Origin of the sequence: Geobacillus sp. BK01 (assembly GCF_052220245.1) — a bacterium.
Lineage (GTDB): Bacteria > Bacillota > Bacilli > Bacillales > Anoxybacillaceae > Geobacillus.
The window spans coordinates 213,206-228,487 of the sequence record NZ_JBQPTH010000002.1; the positions used below are offsets into that span (position 1 = coordinate 213,206).

The 15,282-nt window shown below is 48.4% G+C and carries 14 protein-coding genes and 2 pseudogenes; 8 read left to right on the top strand and 8 right to left on the bottom strand.

The features are described from left to right. Nucleotides 1-8 precede the first annotated feature (8 nt). The 7 genes and pseudogenes from ACTVDO_RS03395 (at nt 9) to galE (ending at nt 4,269) form a co-directional block, all read left to right on the top strand. Nucleotides 9-671 carry an acetyltransferase gene (locus ACTVDO_RS03395; protein ID WP_033026552.1) on the top strand — a complete coding sequence of 221 codons (663 nt, stop codon included), beginning with the start codon at nt 9-11 and terminating at the stop codon, nt 669-671. 40 nt (nt 672-711) lie between these two features. Then, entirely contained in the window at nt 712-1,866 is a 1,155-nt protein-coding gene (locus tag ACTVDO_RS03400) for an aminotransferase class I/II-fold pyridoxal phosphate-dependent enzyme (RefSeq protein WP_442901041.1), read from the top strand. A gap of 74 nt (nt 1,867-1,940) precedes the next feature. Continuing rightward, nucleotides 1,941-2,102, top strand: coding sequence for a hypothetical protein (locus tag ACTVDO_RS03405; protein ID WP_442901042.1), 162 nt, complete (start codon nt 1,941-1,943; stop codon nt 2,100-2,102). A gap of 13 nt (nt 2,103-2,115) precedes the next feature. Next, a complete protein-coding gene (locus tag ACTVDO_RS03410; protein ID WP_442901043.1) occupies nt 2,116-2,253 on the top strand; it encodes a LytR family transcriptional regulator in 138 nt (45 codons plus the stop codon). 43 nt (nt 2,254-2,296) lie between these two features. After that, a complete protein-coding gene (locus ACTVDO_RS03415; RefSeq protein ID WP_442901044.1) occupies nt 2,297-2,749 on the top strand; it encodes a VanZ family protein in 453 nt (150 codons plus the stop codon). Between the two features lie 242 nt (nt 2,750-2,991). Beyond that, nucleotides 2,992-3,300 (top strand): annotated as a pseudogene (locus tag ACTVDO_RS03420) (hypothetical protein); the annotation flags it as partial. Next, nucleotides 3,297-4,269, top strand: a pseudogene (galE, locus tag ACTVDO_RS03425) (UDP-glucose 4-epimerase GalE). The pseudogenes ACTVDO_RS03420 and galE, both read left to right, overlap by 4 nt. A 234-nt stretch (nt 4,270-4,503) precedes the next feature. Here galE and ACTVDO_RS03430 read toward each other — a convergent pair. The 5 genes from ACTVDO_RS03430 to ACTVDO_RS03450 all read right to left on the bottom strand — a co-directional run bounded on the left by ACTVDO_RS03430 (nt 4,504) and on the right by ACTVDO_RS03450 (nt 10,939). After that, nucleotides 4,504-4,956, bottom strand: coding sequence for an N-acetyltransferase (locus tag ACTVDO_RS03430; RefSeq protein ID WP_322310623.1), 453 nt, complete (start codon nt 4,954-4,956; stop codon nt 4,504-4,506). A 320-nt stretch (nt 4,957-5,276) separates the two neighbouring features. Next, nucleotides 5,277-6,689 carry a M20 family metallopeptidase gene (locus tag ACTVDO_RS03435; RefSeq protein WP_322310622.1) on the bottom strand — a complete coding sequence of 471 codons (1,413 nt, stop codon included), beginning with the start codon at nt 6,687-6,689 and terminating at the stop codon, nt 5,277-5,279. Between the two features lie 5 nt (nt 6,690-6,694). Then, nucleotides 6,695-7,951 carry an amidohydrolase gene (locus ACTVDO_RS03440; RefSeq protein WP_322310621.1) on the bottom strand — a complete coding sequence of 419 codons (1,257 nt, stop codon included), beginning with the start codon at nt 7,949-7,951 and terminating at the stop codon, nt 6,695-6,697. A gap of 31 nt (nt 7,952-7,982) precedes the next feature. Further along, a complete protein-coding gene (locus tag ACTVDO_RS03445) occupies nt 7,983-9,509 on the bottom strand; it encodes an AbgT family transporter (protein WP_322310620.1) in 1,527 nt (508 codons plus the stop codon). Between the two features lie 128 nt (nt 9,510-9,637). Continuing rightward, on the bottom strand, nt 9,638-10,939 hold the full coding sequence (locus tag ACTVDO_RS03450; protein WP_442901045.1) for a hypothetical protein: 1,302 nt from the start codon (nt 10,937-10,939) through the stop codon (nt 9,638-9,640). A 479-nt stretch (nt 10,940-11,418) separates the two neighbouring features. Here ACTVDO_RS03450 and ACTVDO_RS03455 point away from each other — a divergent pair, with 479 nt between their 5' ends. Next, on the top strand, nt 11,419-11,748 hold the full coding sequence (locus tag ACTVDO_RS03455; protein WP_442901046.1) for a hypothetical protein: 330 nt from the start codon (nt 11,419-11,421) through the stop codon (nt 11,746-11,748). A 184-nt stretch (nt 11,749-11,932) separates the two neighbouring features. Here ACTVDO_RS03455 and pdxA read toward each other — a convergent pair whose 3' ends face one another. The 3 genes from pdxA to ACTVDO_RS03470 are packed head-to-tail and all read right to left on the bottom strand — an operon-like array spanning nt 11,933 to nt 15,246. After that, on the bottom strand, nt 11,933-12,928 hold the full coding sequence (pdxA, locus tag ACTVDO_RS03460; RefSeq protein WP_442901047.1) for a 4-hydroxythreonine-4-phosphate dehydrogenase PdxA: 996 nt from the start codon (nt 12,926-12,928) through the stop codon (nt 11,933-11,935). Continuing rightward, the gene (locus ACTVDO_RS03465) at nt 12,925-14,217 is read right to left on the bottom strand and encodes a four-carbon acid sugar kinase family protein (protein WP_442901048.1); all 1,293 of its coding nucleotides are present in this window, start codon (nt 14,215-14,217) and stop codon (nt 12,925-12,927) included. Before ACTVDO_RS03465 ends, pdxA begins: the two co-directional genes overlap by 4 nt. Nucleotides 14,218-14,256: 39 nt before the next feature. Then, entirely contained in the window at nt 14,257-15,246 is a 990-nt protein-coding gene (locus tag ACTVDO_RS03470) for a 2-keto-3-deoxygluconate permease (RefSeq protein ID WP_322310615.1), read from the bottom strand. Nucleotides 15,247-15,282 lie beyond the last annotated feature (36 nt).

The following is a 15,282-nucleotide window of genomic DNA, read 5'->3' on the forward strand; positions in this document are numbered from 1 at the left end:
ATTACTTTATGCAAGATATTGTTATCTATGGAGCAGGTGGTTTTGCTCGAGAGGTTGCATATTTAATTGAAATAATTAATGAGAAGAAAGTCACATGGAATTTAAAAGGATATATAGATGACAACCCTGAAAATACAGGCAAAATTCTAAACGGATATCCCGTATTAGGAACAATTGAATGGTTATTATCTCTTAATCAAGAAATTAATGTAGTTATTGGAATTGGTTCTCCTCGAGTAAAAAAATTAATTTATAATAAACTTAAAGATTATTCTCATATAAAATTTCCTAATATTATTCATCCTGGTGTTAGGATATCTAATACGAATAAGATAGGGATGGGGAATATTATATGTGAAGGAAACATATTAACTTGCAATATCGAAATTGGAAATTTTGTAATTGTTAACCTTAATTGTACTATTGGTCATGATACTGTTATTGAAGACTATACTACTATCCTTCCTAATTCATCTATTTCCGGTAATGTACGTCTTAAAGAAGGGGTCGACTTTGGTACGAACGCAACAATTATTCAAGGAGTCAGTGTGGGAGAGTACGCTATTATCGGTGCGGGAGCAGTCATTGTAAAGGACATTCCTCCACATTGTACAGCGGTTGGTGTACCTGCGAAACCTATTAAATTTCATGATGAAGCCAATCAGGCCTAAATCGTTTAGTAATTTTTAATAACTACCGAAGGTGTTTAATATGACAAACAAACAACAAAACAGAATTTACTTGTCCCCTCCCCACATGAGCGGGAATGAACAAAAGTATATTCAAGAAGCGTTTGAAACAAACTGGATCGCGCCGCTTGGTCCGAATGTTGATGCGTTTGAGAAAGAGCTGGCGGCGTATGTCGGTGCGAAAGGGGCGGCGGCGGTCAGTTCGGGGACGGCGGCGATTCATTTGGCGCTGCGGCTGCTTGGTGTCGAGCGGGGCGATGTGGTGTTTTGTTCCTCGTTGACGTTTATTGCGAGTGCGAATCCGATTTTGTATCAAGGTGCCGAGCCTGTTTTCATCGATTCCGAGCCGGATACGTGGAATATGTCCCCACAGGCGCTAGAGCGGGCGATGGACGCGGCGAAGCGGGAAGGGAAGCTGCCTAAGGCGGTGGTGGTCGTGAATTTATATGGCCAAAGTGCGAAGATGGATGAGATTTTGGCGATTTGCGACCGCTACGGCGTGCCTGTGGTGGAAGATGCGGCGGAGTCGCTCGGTTCGACGTATAAAGGAAAGAAAAGCGGTACGTTTGGGGCGTTTGGCATTTATTCGTTTAATGGAAACAAAATTATTACTACCTCTGGCGGGGGAATGTTGGTTTCTAATGATGTCGATGCGCTGCAACGAGCTCGCTTTTTGGCGACTCAAGCGCGTGATCCTGCGCCGCATTACCAACACAGTCAAATGGGCTACAACTACCGCATGAGCAACATCGTCGCAGGCATCGGCCGGGCGCAGTTGGAGGTGCTGTACGAGCGGGTGAAGGCGAGACGGGCGATTTTTGATCGTTACGTACAAGCGTTAGGGGAGATTGACGGCATTCATTTCATGCCTGAACTCGAAGGGACGATGTCCAACCGCTGGCTGACGACGCTGACGATTGATCAACAGAAGCTCGGCGTGACGCCGATGGAGATTATCAATGCGTTGGCGGCGGAGAATATCGAAGCCCGCCCGGTGTGGAAGCCGCTGCATTTGCAGCCGCTGTTTGCCGGAGTGCGGTATTATCCGCATGAGGAAGGCTGGAGTGTGTCAGACGACTTGTTTGCCAACGGCATCTGTCTGCCGTCAGGCTCCAGCATGACGGTCGAGGAACAAAACCGGGTGATCGACGTATTCCTTCACGCGATTCAACGATAAACGAAGATGGACGAGCCTCCTGTTGTCATGATGGCACAGGGGGCTTTTCTTTTTATATTCAGGAGGTGATCACTATGGCAGAGAAAAAAACAATGCTGCCCGAAACGGAGCAATTGAAATACATTTTATTAGAAGCGTGCCAGCGCGGGGAGGTGGCGGCTCATATGACCGCCAAAGACATGGTGCAGGAGCTCATTCAGCAATTAAAGCAAGTGTTTAAAGAAAATGAATCGTAACGAGGTGATCCCCATGTCTTTCTTCCAACAACAACCGAAATCGGTCAAAAAGGTGATCCGCTACATTTTGCAAGACGTTCATTCGCTCGACACGCTCGAACAGCTAGAAAAAATGATCCGCTATTATATTCAAAAGCGAAAACGGGAATGACTGAACAAAGAGGAGCGATCATTGGAATCAGTTAGGTGATGAAATGAAAAAGCGATGGATGCTTTGGATGGTTGTTCTCGCTTGGTGCGGGATGATTTATTACTTTACCGAATCCCCCCTATTTACGGGCGCCAATACGGCCAACTGGATTCGCGAAACGGTCGGACAGCTGCCGTTTGTCCATGTCCATCATATTGATGATGGAATGTTTTCCTGGAATGCCCTCGTGCGCAAGTTCGCTCACGTGTCGGTGTTTGGCTTGCTTGCGGTTGTCGTATGGCGGGCGCTTTACCCGCGGCGGTGGGCGATGACGGGGGCGTGGGTGTTCACTGTCATCTATGCCTGTTTCGATGAGTGGCATCAGTCGTTTCAGCCTGGGCGGACGCCGCTTTTGTCAGATGTCGTCATTGATGCGCTCGGTGCAACGTTGGCGTTATGGATCGTGCGGATGTCGGTGCGGAAGGTGCGCCAGTCGTATGGGCAGTCGGTTCGGTAGAAGTGGGTTTCTGATTTATTTTTATAACGCATTATATATTGATCAATGACAGCTTAGGGAATTCAGTGATGAAATGGGACAAACCACTCGTCTTCTCTGGACATTAGCTGTTCGAATAGTCCCTTTTGAACAAACAGATCCTTCAAAGGAAAAGACCTCATCGCACGAAGTGCTCAGCGAGAATCACCCCGGAGATCAGCCTTGTGTAAATTCAAAACATTTACATATCATTTTATTGTCTAAGTTTAGAAAGCCCCAACTTGGAAAAACACGCCGCCTTTGTGTTGGCGATAAAATACGGAAAAACCATCGACGCCGATGTCTTAATGGCCACCGATCCGGATGCGGATCGTCTCGGTGTGGCGGTGAAAGATACAGATGGCGGTTCATGGTTTTGTCTGCGCCCATCGGGCACGGAGCCGAAAGCGAAGTTGTACTTCGGCGTGAAAGGCGCTTCGCTGGCGGAAAGCGAACGGCTAGTAACAGAGTTGGAGCAGAGCGTCATGGACAAGGTAGCACAAATCATTGAGAAGGCGAGGGAGTGTTCGTGATTCTTGTCGTCGGCGGCGCGGGGTATATCGGCAGCCATGTCGTGAAAGAGTTGGTGGAAAAAGAACAAGTCATCGTACTGGATAACTTATCGACCGGTCATCGGAATCTCGTTGATGACCGGGCGGTGTTCGTGCAAGGGGATTTAGGAAACAAGGCTGATTTGAAATCGATTTTTGAAACGTATCCGATTCAAGCCGTTATGCATTTTGCGGCGAACAGCTTAGTCGGTGAGTCGGTCAAGAACCCGATGAAATATTATCAAAACAATGTCGCTGCGACATTGACGCTGTTGGAGACGATGTTGGACTATGGGGTGAAACATTTCATTTTTTCCTCGACAGCGGCTACATACGGCATTCCGAATGTGGAGCTAATTACTGAAGACTGCCCGACGAATCCGATCAACCCGTACGGCCGTTCGAAGCTTATGGTCGAGCAAATGCTGGCGGATTTGGCGGCGGCGTACGGGTTGAACTATGTCGTCCTCCGCTACTTCAATGCCGCGGGAGCGCACGAGTCAGGGGAAATCGGTGAGGATCACAACCCGGAAACGCACTTGATCCCGCTCATTCTGCAGCACTTATTAGGCCAACGCGAGAACATCTCGGTCTTTGGCACCGATTATGACACTCCAGACGGGACGTGCATTCGCGATTATATCCATGTGACCGATCTCGCCAAGGCGCATATTTTGGCGCTTGAGGCGCTGTTGACGGGGAAAAAGAAGACCGCCGTATACAACCTTGGCAACGGCTTAGGCTATTCAGTCAAAGAAGTAATCGAAACGTTGCGAACAAGTCACCGGCCGCAAAGCGGTCATTGCCTACACCGACCGCCGTCCAGGTGATCCCGCCCGTCTCGTCGCCTCATCGCAAAAAATTGAGGAAGAACTCGGCTGGAAGGCGGAGTATTCGTTGGCACAAATCATTGAAAGCGCATGGAGATGGCATCAGGGAAAAGGAAGATGATGTGGGGACCGCTCCGTCGAGGGGCGGTTGTTTCATCCTCTCAAGCCGAGAAGGTCTTTGCTTCTCAACAGGAGTGGAAGAGAAACGGGGAATCGGCGTCTGTCATCATCGATGTTCTCCCTGCGCCGCCTGCAGGCGGGATTGTTTGGAAGGGGATGACCCCATTCACCGCCTGCTGCAGGGGGCGAAAAAAGAATCTCCCACCTCTCCGCGGTTGCGCAGGTGGGAGAAGGATCAAAGGTATTTAATCATGGCCGTTTCATCGCAACAGTCGAGCTTCGGGCAATTGACACAGTCGATCCATACTTTTTCAGGCAATGTGGCTTTTTCCGCAATTTCAAATCCGCATTTTTGAAAAAACTCGATTTGGTATGTGAAGGAGATTAATCGCTTCACTCCGAGTCGGATGGCTTCATTCGTAATATGGTCAACGAGCATGCGGCCGATTCCTTTTCCCATATGATCAGGGGATACGACTAATGAACGGACTTCCCCGAGATCGTGCCCCAAGATATGCAGCCCCGCTGTGCCGACGATTTGATCATTCTCCTTGGCCACATACATGCATTGCAAGTGCTGATAGATTGATAATAATGAGCGGGGCAACACCAATCCTTTTTCCGCAAAGTGTTGAATTAACGCGTGCATCTCTTTCACATCGCTCGTGACGGCATGACTAATGTGCATCGGGCTCCCTCGCTATCGTATGATCATAGATTCTTTTTTATAAATATACGACATTTTGTTTTTATATGCAATTACCAATTTTTCTTCATGTTGACCAAGAGATAGGGGGATTCGTTCGACATGTACGGGAGATGATTCGATAGGTGATTTAAAGTGGTTCGAAAATGGGTTTTCGGTGCGTTGCGTATGAGGACAATCGTTTCTCGCGGTGGGCGAATCTATCTCATTAATGTCCCTCTCGGCCGGGTGCTAGGGTGAACCTGTCTACAGTATACCGAGAGGGACGTTTGTTGGCTTCTTGAAAAGCTCCGAGTAAGGGCTTATCTTCTTGCTGCTGCCTTTACGTCTTTAGGAATGGGGCAAACGTATTTTCTTCCGTTTAGCCGCTCGTTTAGTTCTGCTTTTGCCTGTCCGATCAGTTCTGGGTGTTGCAGCAAGTCTACCGCAGTAGCAGCGAGCACCTTTCCGGCATGAAGCATTCCCTTATGCGCGATGGATGTCGCTCCGAGTGTGACCCATTGCCATGAGTGGGCAGGAGATCCGACGACGAAGCAGGCTGTCGCGCATTGAGCAGTCGGCGCAATCCAGCTCACATCTCCGACATCGGTCGATCCATATAACGGTACAGAGCGGCCGTCATAAGGATTTAAGCGGTCGGCGAGTGCTTTATCCGCTAGGTCTGGAAACATCGTTTTCACTCTGTTAGTTTCTTGATCGGACAACGTCTGACGGACAGCCTCGGCTAACTCCAGTTCGTTTTTGTCATGAACGGGAACGCCTAATTCAGAAAAGTTTTTGTACATAACCGATTCCAACACGCGGTTAGGAATGAGATTAGAACACGCCTTATCAAACACGATTTCCACTTCTGTTCCTGTCATGAGGGCGGCTCCGCGGGCGATATCGCACACCCGCTCGTAAATATCCTGAACTTGCGAAATCTCAGGGGCGCGAATTAAATACAACACTTCAGCGTAAGACTGGACGACGTTTGGCGAGATGCCGCCTGTATCGGTAATGGCATAATGGATACGGGCTTCAGGAATAATATGTTCCCGCAAATAATTGACTCCAATATTCATCAGCTCGACCGCATCGAGGGCGCTGCGCCCTAAGTGTGGACTCATCGCTGCATGGGAACTTTTCCCTTTAAATTTATAGTACACTTGGAAGTTGGCTAAGGAATGGACGGAAAAAATGCTGTTGTAGTCCATTGGATGCCAACATAGGGCGAAGTCAATATCGTCAAACAATCCTTCTCGTGCCATGAACGTCTTGCCTGAGCCACCTTCCTCTCCTGGGCAACCGTAGTAGCGGACTGTTCCGGGGAGATGGTGCTGTTTCATATATTCTTTGACGGCTATGGCGGCGGCCAAAGATCCGGCACCAAGCAAGTTATGGCCGCAACCATGCCCATTGCCCCCGGGAACGAGTGGATCTTGTTTCGCGACCGCCTTTTTTTGGCTCAGTCCCGCTAAGGCATCGAATTCTCCTAAAATCGCCACGATCGGTTTTCCTGCACCGTAACTTCCGATAAACGCAGTTTCGATTCCGCCAACGCCTCTTTCGACGGTAAATCCTTCTTTTTCTAACGTCTGACAGAGCAATTCTGCGGATTGGTATTCCTCAAAACGCGTTTCGGCGTATTCCCATATTTGATCACTGACTTGAATAAATAGATCCCGCTTTTGTTCGATCAGTTCCGAGATTTGTTGAATGTGAGACATGTTCATCCCCCTTACTTCAATACTCGTCTAGCGATGCGATCAAGCAAGTTTACACTGTAAGGAAGAACCTCTTCACAAATGTCAAACTTCGGGTGGTGATGCGGAGCGGGATGGTTTGTCCCGATAATCATATACGTGCCTTTTCCGCCTCGTTCCTGTACTCGGCGAATCATGAAGCTCGCATCTTCGCTTCCCATTGAAGTGGACCCGATTCCTTTGAAAGAAGAGAAACCTTCCACCTTTTTTGCTTCTTCTAAGACGGTGTCGACAAGTTCTTGGTCGCAGGAAATGGGAATCGCTGCGCCGATGACTTCGATGGTATGCTCGAGTCCGTGCATGGCGGCGCTGTGGGCAATGATATTTCGCACCCGATTTTCTAATTCGGAATTCACTTCCTCTGAGATGGAACGGGTTTCTAAGACCATTTTGGCGTAAGAAGGAATGATATTGGCTGCAGTCCCTCCTTGCAAGATGCCGACATTCACGCGTGTGGCTCCTGAGCTAAAGCGCGGAAGGGCGTGAATGTTCAACAGTGCGGTGCTCGCGCCCAATAAGGCGTTCCGGCCTTGCTCCGGGGAGGCGCCAGCGTGGGAGGACACCCCGTAAAAATGGGCGATGAGCTTCGTACTGGCTAAGAAACCGGACGTCCCACCATGAATTTCTCCTAAAGGGACATTAGCGCCAAGGTGTTGAGAGAAAATAAGATCTACATCATCAAGATGCCCCTTTTGCACTATGGCGTAGGCTCCTCTTACCCCTTCCTCGGCAGGCTGAAAGATCAATTTGACCGTTCCTGAGAAGTCTCTGTCTGCTAACCGTTCGGCTAGCCCAAGGCCGATGGCGGTATGGGCGTCATGGGCGCAAGCATGCATATGGCCTTCGTATATGGAGCGGAATCCTGCTGCCTGCGGAAAATGATCGCTATCTGTACTTTCGTGAATGGGTAAGGCATCCATGTCAAAACGAAACGCTACGGTAGGGCCCGGTTGTTTCCCTTTTAATATGCCGATCACAGCCGTATATCCGCCTTTCATTCTTTCCACAATTGCAGGATTGGCTCCGTCACGCAACGCTCGTTCAAATGCCCTATTCAGTTGTTCTTCGGATGGCAATCCCCGACGGGAATCGCCATCCATCGCCTCCTGCCCGTAAATCACCTCATAACCGAAAGAAGTTAAAATTTCGACCACTTTGGAAGCAGTGCGAAATTCGGTAAAGCCGACTTCAGGGTGTTTATGAAAATCGCGTCGCAAGGCTATAACGTCCAAGTTAACCAACTCCTTTTTTGTTTTTAGGATGTTAATGAGCGGAAATGCCTGGGCCAATAGGCAGATCGAACATGTACCAAACCAGCATCATGACAACCCATGCAACATAAAACATGATTGCGTACGGCAACATCGTCGAGAGAACGGTTCCAAATCCCGCATCTTTTTTATATCGTTGGTAGTAGGCCAACATCATCGGTAAATATGGGTTCATCGGCGTGATCGTATTGGTTGCTGAATCGGCAATACGATAGGCTACTTGAATAAAGGCGGGATGGAAATCGAGCAGCATTAACATCGGTACGAACACAGGTGCTAAAACTGCCCATAAGGCAGAGCCGCTGGCGATAAACATGCTCAAAACAACGGTGAGCAAAGAAAAGCCAAGCAAAACTGGGAACCCGGTTAAGTCCATGCTTTTTAGGAAATCAGCACCTTTGACTGCAAGCAGTATGCCGAGGTTGCTCCAGTTAAAGAAGGAGATAAATTGAGCAATGACGAACACGAGCACGATAAATCCAGACATGTCTTTAATCGATTCGCCCATGAGTTTTGGAACGTCTCCCTGACTTTTAATACGTCCCATCTTTCGTCCGTACGTGACAGATACAACGATGAAGAATAATAGAATGATAGGAATAATTCCTTTTAAGAACGGGGAGTTGAGAATGCCGCCTGTCTCGGGATCACGTAATAGCCCCCCTTCGGGTACAATGAGTAAAGCGATGACGAGGATGTATGCAAGGGCGGTGATTCCCGTCCATTTCAACGCTTTGTTTTCTAAGTCGGACAGTTTGGCTACAGATGCTTGGTTTTCTCCTTCATAAACGCCTAAGCGCGGTTCGATGATTTTGTCGGTAATCCATGCACCAATCAAGGCGAGAACAAAGACGGAGATGGCCATAAAGAACCAGTTGTCCACAGGAGTGACAACGGCGTTGGCATCAATCGTTTTGGCTACTTCCGTGCTAATCCCTGAAAGCAACGCATCCGTGCCGGCAATAAAAAGGTTGGCCGTAAACCCCGATCCTACCCCAGCGGCTGCGGCCGCAAACCCAGCTAACGGATGGCGGCCTACCGCCGCAAACAACATTGCGCCGACGGGGGGAATGATGACCCAAGCCGCATCAGAGGCGAGGTTTCCTAAAACACCTACAAAGACGACGGAAATGCTGAGGAGGGCTTTCGGGACGCTAATCATCATTTTGCGGAGGACTGCTTCAATTAACCCTACTCGTTCGGCTAAACCAATCCCAAGCACCATGGCTAATACGAGTCCCAGCGGCGGAAAATCAGCAAAGTTGCCAATAGCGTTTGTCAATGCCCACGCAATTCCCTCTTGGGTGAGCAAACTTTTCACGACAACTGTTTCACCGTTCCCTGGATGGGTGACGGACATTCCAGCTAATAAAGCCGATAAAATCATGACGGTAATAGCTAAATAGATAAACAGCATAAATGGGTGTGGAAGCTTATTCCCAACTCGCTCGATCCATCGTAAGATCCCTTTTTGCTCGGGTGGTGTGGTCACTTCCACAGTTTGTAAATGTTTCGACATAAAAACCCTCCTTCGTAAAAGAATATTTAACGAAATTTTCGTTAAATTCATTATATATTGAACGATTGCCATATTTCAATACAATGGTGACCATTTTTAACAAAGAAAACACCCCGTTTAGGGATGTTTCATTTGTTCCGAAGCTTGTATACTTTACTTGGCCTCCCGCGGGCGGCTGACTGTTCTTCGCCGATACATTCAGCTAAACCGACTTCACATAATCCCCCGATGATGCGCTGGGCGTTTCGGACTGTCATCGATAGGTGTGAGGCTACATCGGCAGTGGTAAAACCGCTCCAACCCATGCGTTGCACTAATGCCTCAATTTTTTTGTACGTTTTCATGCTAATGTTGGCCTTCTTTAATTTCTCTAACATTTCCTTATTATCAGAACGATATGCATAAGCCAGTTCCTCTTCTTGGCCGATCGATTCAATGATCAATCCGCTGTCGTCAATGGCGACCATTCCACCATTTTCTTTCGCTTTGGCATGCTGGACAGCCATACGGGCGTTCATTTCCGCCGCATAGCCTGTTTCGCCGAATCCGATCCCTATCGCAACGGGAGCACCGACGTCTAAAGAGATTTGTTGCACGGTGCTGCGTAACGTCTCAATCTCCCTTTCAATCGCACCCCGCGAACTGAAGATTTGATACCGTCCGTTTCCGTTTTCAATGAGGGAGCCATCGATTCGTTCTACAAGGTGAAGCAATGTTTGCTTGATTTTCAATTCCATATGCTTTAAGTAGTAAGGTGTTTTTGACTTCTCGACCATTCGATCAAATTGGTCAATTTCAATAATCTCCACACCGATTTGTGTGTCTTTAAAGTAAGAGCTTTTTACTTTCTCTACAATAATTTTCAATGCTTGTCGGATCTCCATTTTAGTCATGAAAATTCGATAAACGGGAACGCCCTCCTGCCTTAGGGCTTGGTAAACGGCATGGAGGCTAGTTAACGCCCCTTTTGTCTTTTTTTGTCTCCATAGCTGCAGATGGAATTGAATGAGTTCTTCCCGATTATAGTTTTCATCAAATTGGCGAACGTAGATGTTTTCAATCGGAATTTCGAGTTCTAGCAGTGATTCTTCTACATTTTCTGATTGAATCATATCAATGGAGATCCCTTGGACAATTTGGTTTTGATAGTAAGCCATTTGTAGCAAACACTTATAAAGGCTTGAACCTGTATAAGGGGTGTAGACATAATTGGCGTTAGGGCGCAGTATCTTTCTCGCCATAATATACGGAACTGGACCTGAAAAAAACCACCCATCTACTTCGTTTTCGTATTTCTTCACGATTTCCTTTACTTCTTGAGCATCTTGATATGAGAAAGGAAGAAATTCAATCTCATGTTCAAATTCATTGGAAACAGCCAACACTCGTTCAATTGATTGGCGGGGACCGACTAATCCGATTCTATGCATGTCGTATTCCTCCTTGTACATTGCGGTGACAGCTTTAACAATCATTTTACTATAAGATCTGTTTCGTGCCTGCTATTGGTTGGTGAAAAAGATAAAGATACGGGAAGTTCAAGCGATTTGTTCGGTGGTGAACGAGCACATATCACCGAATATTTTTTACATCATTGATCCGTCCACTTATGCATAACAACGGCGTTGCGAAATAAGATGTACATCATGAGGGGGATTTGGCAACGTGGGGGACAGGATTCGGCGCCACGGTGATGAAGAGGGAGCAGCGGTGTTTGCGGCTGCGGATTGGACAGATGGGCATAGGCGGGATCGGGTACGGGTGGTGAATGGGATTTGCATGGGCGATGGCACAAAACGGTGCGGGCTGGAAGGCGGTGCTGCCAGTGGGGCGGCTATGGATAAGGAGAGCTGGTTTGTAGGAATATGTCTCGGAGCGACACCGAGCGGAAAGATGAGGGGAAGGCTCGATGGAACCAGAGGAACGGATGCAGTGGCTGCTCGACAGCAGGCACGCCGAGATCGAATGTTTGAAAGAGATCGTGAAAAGCCTGAGTGATACGAAAGAGAAATTGTTGGCGATCATTCAGCAACCCGGAAATTACGATGAGGAGACGATTGAAAAAGCGTGGGATCATTTGAAAATGATCGACGAAGGGCTGTTGGCGAGAAAAGACGGGATCCTTTCATTGAAGATCCATCATTCGCTCATCGAGATCAAGAAAGAATTGAAAAAGATGAAGAAGCTGCAGGGGGGACGGGAGCGTGCGCTATCCCGAGATCAAGGGGATGGGGAATGAGGATGCGGCCTCAGCTAGCGTTCACGGAAAGGTCAGCGAAACGAATTGTGATAAGGGGAGAAGAACTCTACTCACACGACAACGGTGATCCTTCTAATCCAGGTGTGTTGGTTGATGGCAGACCGGAGTGATGTTTAGACCATAGGCGGCAGGAATGGGGGACTGCCGCCTATGGTGTTGTCCATCACCGCTTCGGCGCTAGCTCAACGGCGACGCGGATGGCTTCAAGCATGCTTCGTTCGTCGGCCAAGTTTTTCCCAGCGATGTCGAAAGCGGTGCCATGGTCGACTGAGGTGCGGATGATGCCGCCTTTTAGGCCGATGGTGATGTTGACGCCGGCTTCGAGTCCGAGCACTTTGATCGGGGCATGCCCTTGGTCGTGGTAACAGGCTACAACGATGTCAAAATCCCCGCGTACGGCCCGGTAAAAGAGCGTGTCAGCGGGGTATGGCCCGGTGACATTGATTCCTTCTGCCTGGGCTTTGTGAATGGCTGGGATTAGCTTTTCCTCTTCCTCTCCATTGCCGAACAGCCCGTTTTCCCCGGCATGGGGGTTAATGCCGCATACGGCGATGCTTGGGTGTTCCTTCCCCGCTCTTGTCAATGTATCATGAGCCAGTTTAATGACTTTGTAGGTGCGCTCGGGATTAATCATTTCGATCGCTTGAATGAGCCCGACGTGGGTCGTGAGATGAATGACCTTTAGTTGCGGTGAAGACAGCATCATCGCATAGTCCTCTGTGCCGGTTAAATCAGCTAAGATTTCTGTGTGCCCTGGATACAGATGGCCGCCTTTGTGCAATGCTTCTTTGTTCAACGGGGCGGTGCAAATGGCGTCGATGGCCCCGTTTTTGGCCAGTTCGATGGCCCGTTTTAAAAATTGGAAAGCGGCATCTCCCGCTGCGGCCGATACTTGGCCAAACGGCAAGTCGACCGGGAGTAAATCTAGATGGAGGCAGTCAATCGTTCCGTATTGGTACTCCGCTTCGACGATGTCGGAAATCGGGCGAACCGTCAGGCGGGCGTTTGTGATCCGGACAGCCCGTTCCAATATTTTTGCATCCCCGATCACCAAAGGATGGCACTGTTCGTAGATAGACGCGTTTTGCAGGGCTTTGACGATAATCTCCGGACCAACTCCTGCGGCATCTCCCATCGTGATTCCAATGGTAGGTTTCATTTGGCATCGACTCCTTGTAACTGATGAACGGCTTGAATCAAAGTGTTTTCTGAACCAAAGGCTCCGGCTTTGGTAACGACGTACATTCCCGACTCATGGATCAGCTTTGCCATGGGCACCCCTGGTTCGATTTCATCAATCAATTCAAAACCGGCCGCTCCTATTTGGCTGCATACATATTTGGCAGTATCTCCGCCTGTTAACACCATGGCTCCAACATATCCGTTACGGATCAACCCGGCGGCGATTTCCCCCAAGCTTTCAGCGATGAGGTTGCTCGTTTCGATCGGGGTTCGTCCGCCCGCTTCCCCGATGGCTTGTACTTGTTGGATGTCGCTAGGGGAAGCGGAGGAATAGAGGGCGATATGGAATCCTTGTTTTGCCTCGTTCTCGGCCTGGCGCAACGCCTTTTCCATTTCCGTGATGCGGGACTGGCAGTCGCGCACCAGTTGTACAGAATCGACTTGGATGCCTTTGACGTTTGGTAAAGAAAGAACACGGTCAAGCTGCGTCCGCGATACTTGGCTTACACTGCCGACAACGAGCAAGATCGGTCGTCCGCTCGGTTTTATGGTCATCGTTTTGGGCGATGTTTGCAGGCCATATACTTCGGGAAGATAATACGCCAACCCGGCCGAGCCGACCCAGACGACTTGTTCGTTGAGCTGACGCACATATTGGGCGATATGACGCAAATCGTCTTCGCTGACAGAGTCAAAGACGATATACGGGATGCCGTTAGCCCGGTAGTGATCCAGTTGCTCTTTCACCTTGTCGAAGCCAAGGCGCAGGGTTTGATAATCAATCACCCCGATCGGCCGCTTCGTCTGTTTGGCAAGCAAGCGGGGAATGGATGATTCATCGATCGGGCATTTCGGATCCCTTGATAGCTCGGTTTCATGAAGCAAGGTGCCATACAAAAAGTGGTATCCTTGATAAACCGTTCGTCCATTTTGCGGATAGGCCGGTGCGATCATCATAAATGTCGGCTGCATGGTGTCGTAAATGGCGTCAATTTCTGCGCCGATATTCCCTCGCAAGGTGGAATCGATTTTTTTGTAAACCAGTGTAGCATATTCTTTAATTGTTTCAGACACACTTTTTACCTTCTCGTATGCTTTTTCTTTAGGTAAGGAGCGGCTATCAGTATCAATGACAACCGCATTAGATAAATGCCAAGCCTTCGGATCAGGTTGAAACAGAACGGATGTATTTAACCCGTGGTAAGCAAATTGTGCGCCGCTGTCATTTGCCCCCGTTAAGTCATCTGCAATGATTGCGATTTTCATGATGTGCATCTCCTTCCTTAAGGTAGGGGAAGTTCCAATTTATGAATCCATTTGATACTTGACGGTGTTCTTGCTGTTATTCTTCTTTTCTAATTTTTTGGACAAAAATGCAATATACAAGGGCAACAAAATTGCAGTTGTCACCGTACTAGCTGCTACTTGGACGGTCGCCAAGTCGACAACATTAGCGAAAGAAGCATTGGCAGCTGCGATGGCGGCAGGGGTGGCTACTGCGTTGCCTGCAGTGGAACCTTCAGCTGCCCCGACGATCGGATTCCATCCTAGAGATTTAAAGACAAGATACCCGGCTGTGCCGGTAAGAAATACGGTGGCTACTCCAAGCAACACACCGCTTAATCCGCCTTTGACAATAGCCTCGAAATTAATTCCCATTCCTAAGGAAAAGGCGAAAAATGGGATTAACATATCACTGCCTTTAGCTAAGAACTCTCTCATGTCGCTATCCAAGTTGCCAAGAATCATTCCGATGATAATGGGAAGTAAGACGGAGATAAAGGAGACAACTGAAAACATTCCGTCAACGAACCCCATTGCCCCGAAAATCGATAAGGCAACCATAGTTAAAAATGGTCCATCATTTAATGCTAATAGAGAATAGGCTGCCTTGTCATCTTCTTTACCATATTGGCCGACAATTGCCATGTACAGCCCTCCGTTACTGTTGGTCATGGCGGCAATAATGGCAAGGGGAACTAACCCTAGAAACAAACCGTCCGCACCAGCAAAAAGGTAGGCGATTAGCCCAACAACCGCGCCAACTAGCCATTTTATGAAAAGCAAGGTAAAACCTTTTCCAAGAGCAACCCCCGCGCTGCGTAAGTTGATTTGTGCCCCAGCGCAAAGCAAAAAAAGGGCAATTAAAGCACTTGCACTATTTACAAATAATGCTTCAGTAAAGTTTCCGATCCGGAGTAAATCAGGAACAAGTGTGTTAATAGTTGCGGCTAACAGTAGTGGCACGACCATCATCCCGCCAGGAATACGCTCCAATGTCGCTTTGATTTTCATTTCTCCCTTTCCCCCTCTGTGAAGTGTTGAAAAATG

Coding starts and splice junctions, on each gene's coding strand:
- ACTVDO_RS03410 (WP_442901043.1), top strand. CDS start 2,116: ATGTCTTTCTTCCAACAACAACCGAAATCGGTCAAAAAGGTGATCCGC.
- ACTVDO_RS03430 (WP_322310623.1), bottom strand. CDS start 4,956: ATGCACATTAGTCATGCCGTCACGAGCGATGTGAAAGAGATGCACGCG.
- ACTVDO_RS03415 (WP_442901044.1), top strand. CDS start 2,297: ATGAAAAAGCGATGGATGCTTTGGATGGTTGTTCTCGCTTGGTGCGGG.
- ACTVDO_RS03445 (WP_322310620.1), bottom strand. CDS start 9,509: ATGTCGAAACATTTACAAACTGTGGAAGTGACCACACCACCCGAGCAA.
- ACTVDO_RS03470 (WP_322310615.1), bottom strand. CDS start 15,246: ATGAAAATCAAAGCGACATTGGAGCGTATTCCTGGCGGGATGATGGTC.
- pdxA (WP_442901047.1), bottom strand. CDS start 12,928: ATGAAACCTACCATTGGAATCACGATGGGAGATGCCGCAGGAGTTGGT.
- ACTVDO_RS03465 (WP_442901048.1), bottom strand. CDS start 14,217: ATGAAAATCGCAATCATTGCAGATGACTTAACGGGGGCAAATGACAGC.
- ACTVDO_RS03450 (WP_442901045.1), bottom strand. CDS start 10,939: ATGCATAGAATCGGATTAGTCGGTCCCCGCCAATCAATTGAACGAGTG.
- ACTVDO_RS03455 (WP_442901046.1), top strand. CDS start 11,419: ATGGAACCAGAGGAACGGATGCAGTGGCTGCTCGACAGCAGGCACGCC.
- ACTVDO_RS03405 (WP_442901042.1), top strand. CDS start 1,941: ATGGCAGAGAAAAAAACAATGCTGCCCGAAACGGAGCAATTGAAATAC.
- ACTVDO_RS03435 (WP_322310622.1), bottom strand. CDS start 6,689: ATGAACATGTCTCACATTCAACAAATCTCGGAACTGATCGAACAAAAG.
- ACTVDO_RS03400 (WP_442901041.1), top strand. CDS start 712: ATGACAAACAAACAACAAAACAGAATTTACTTGTCCCCTCCCCACATG.
- ACTVDO_RS03395 (WP_033026552.1), top strand. CDS start 9: ATGCAAGATATTGTTATCTATGGAGCAGGTGGTTTTGCTCGAGAGGTT.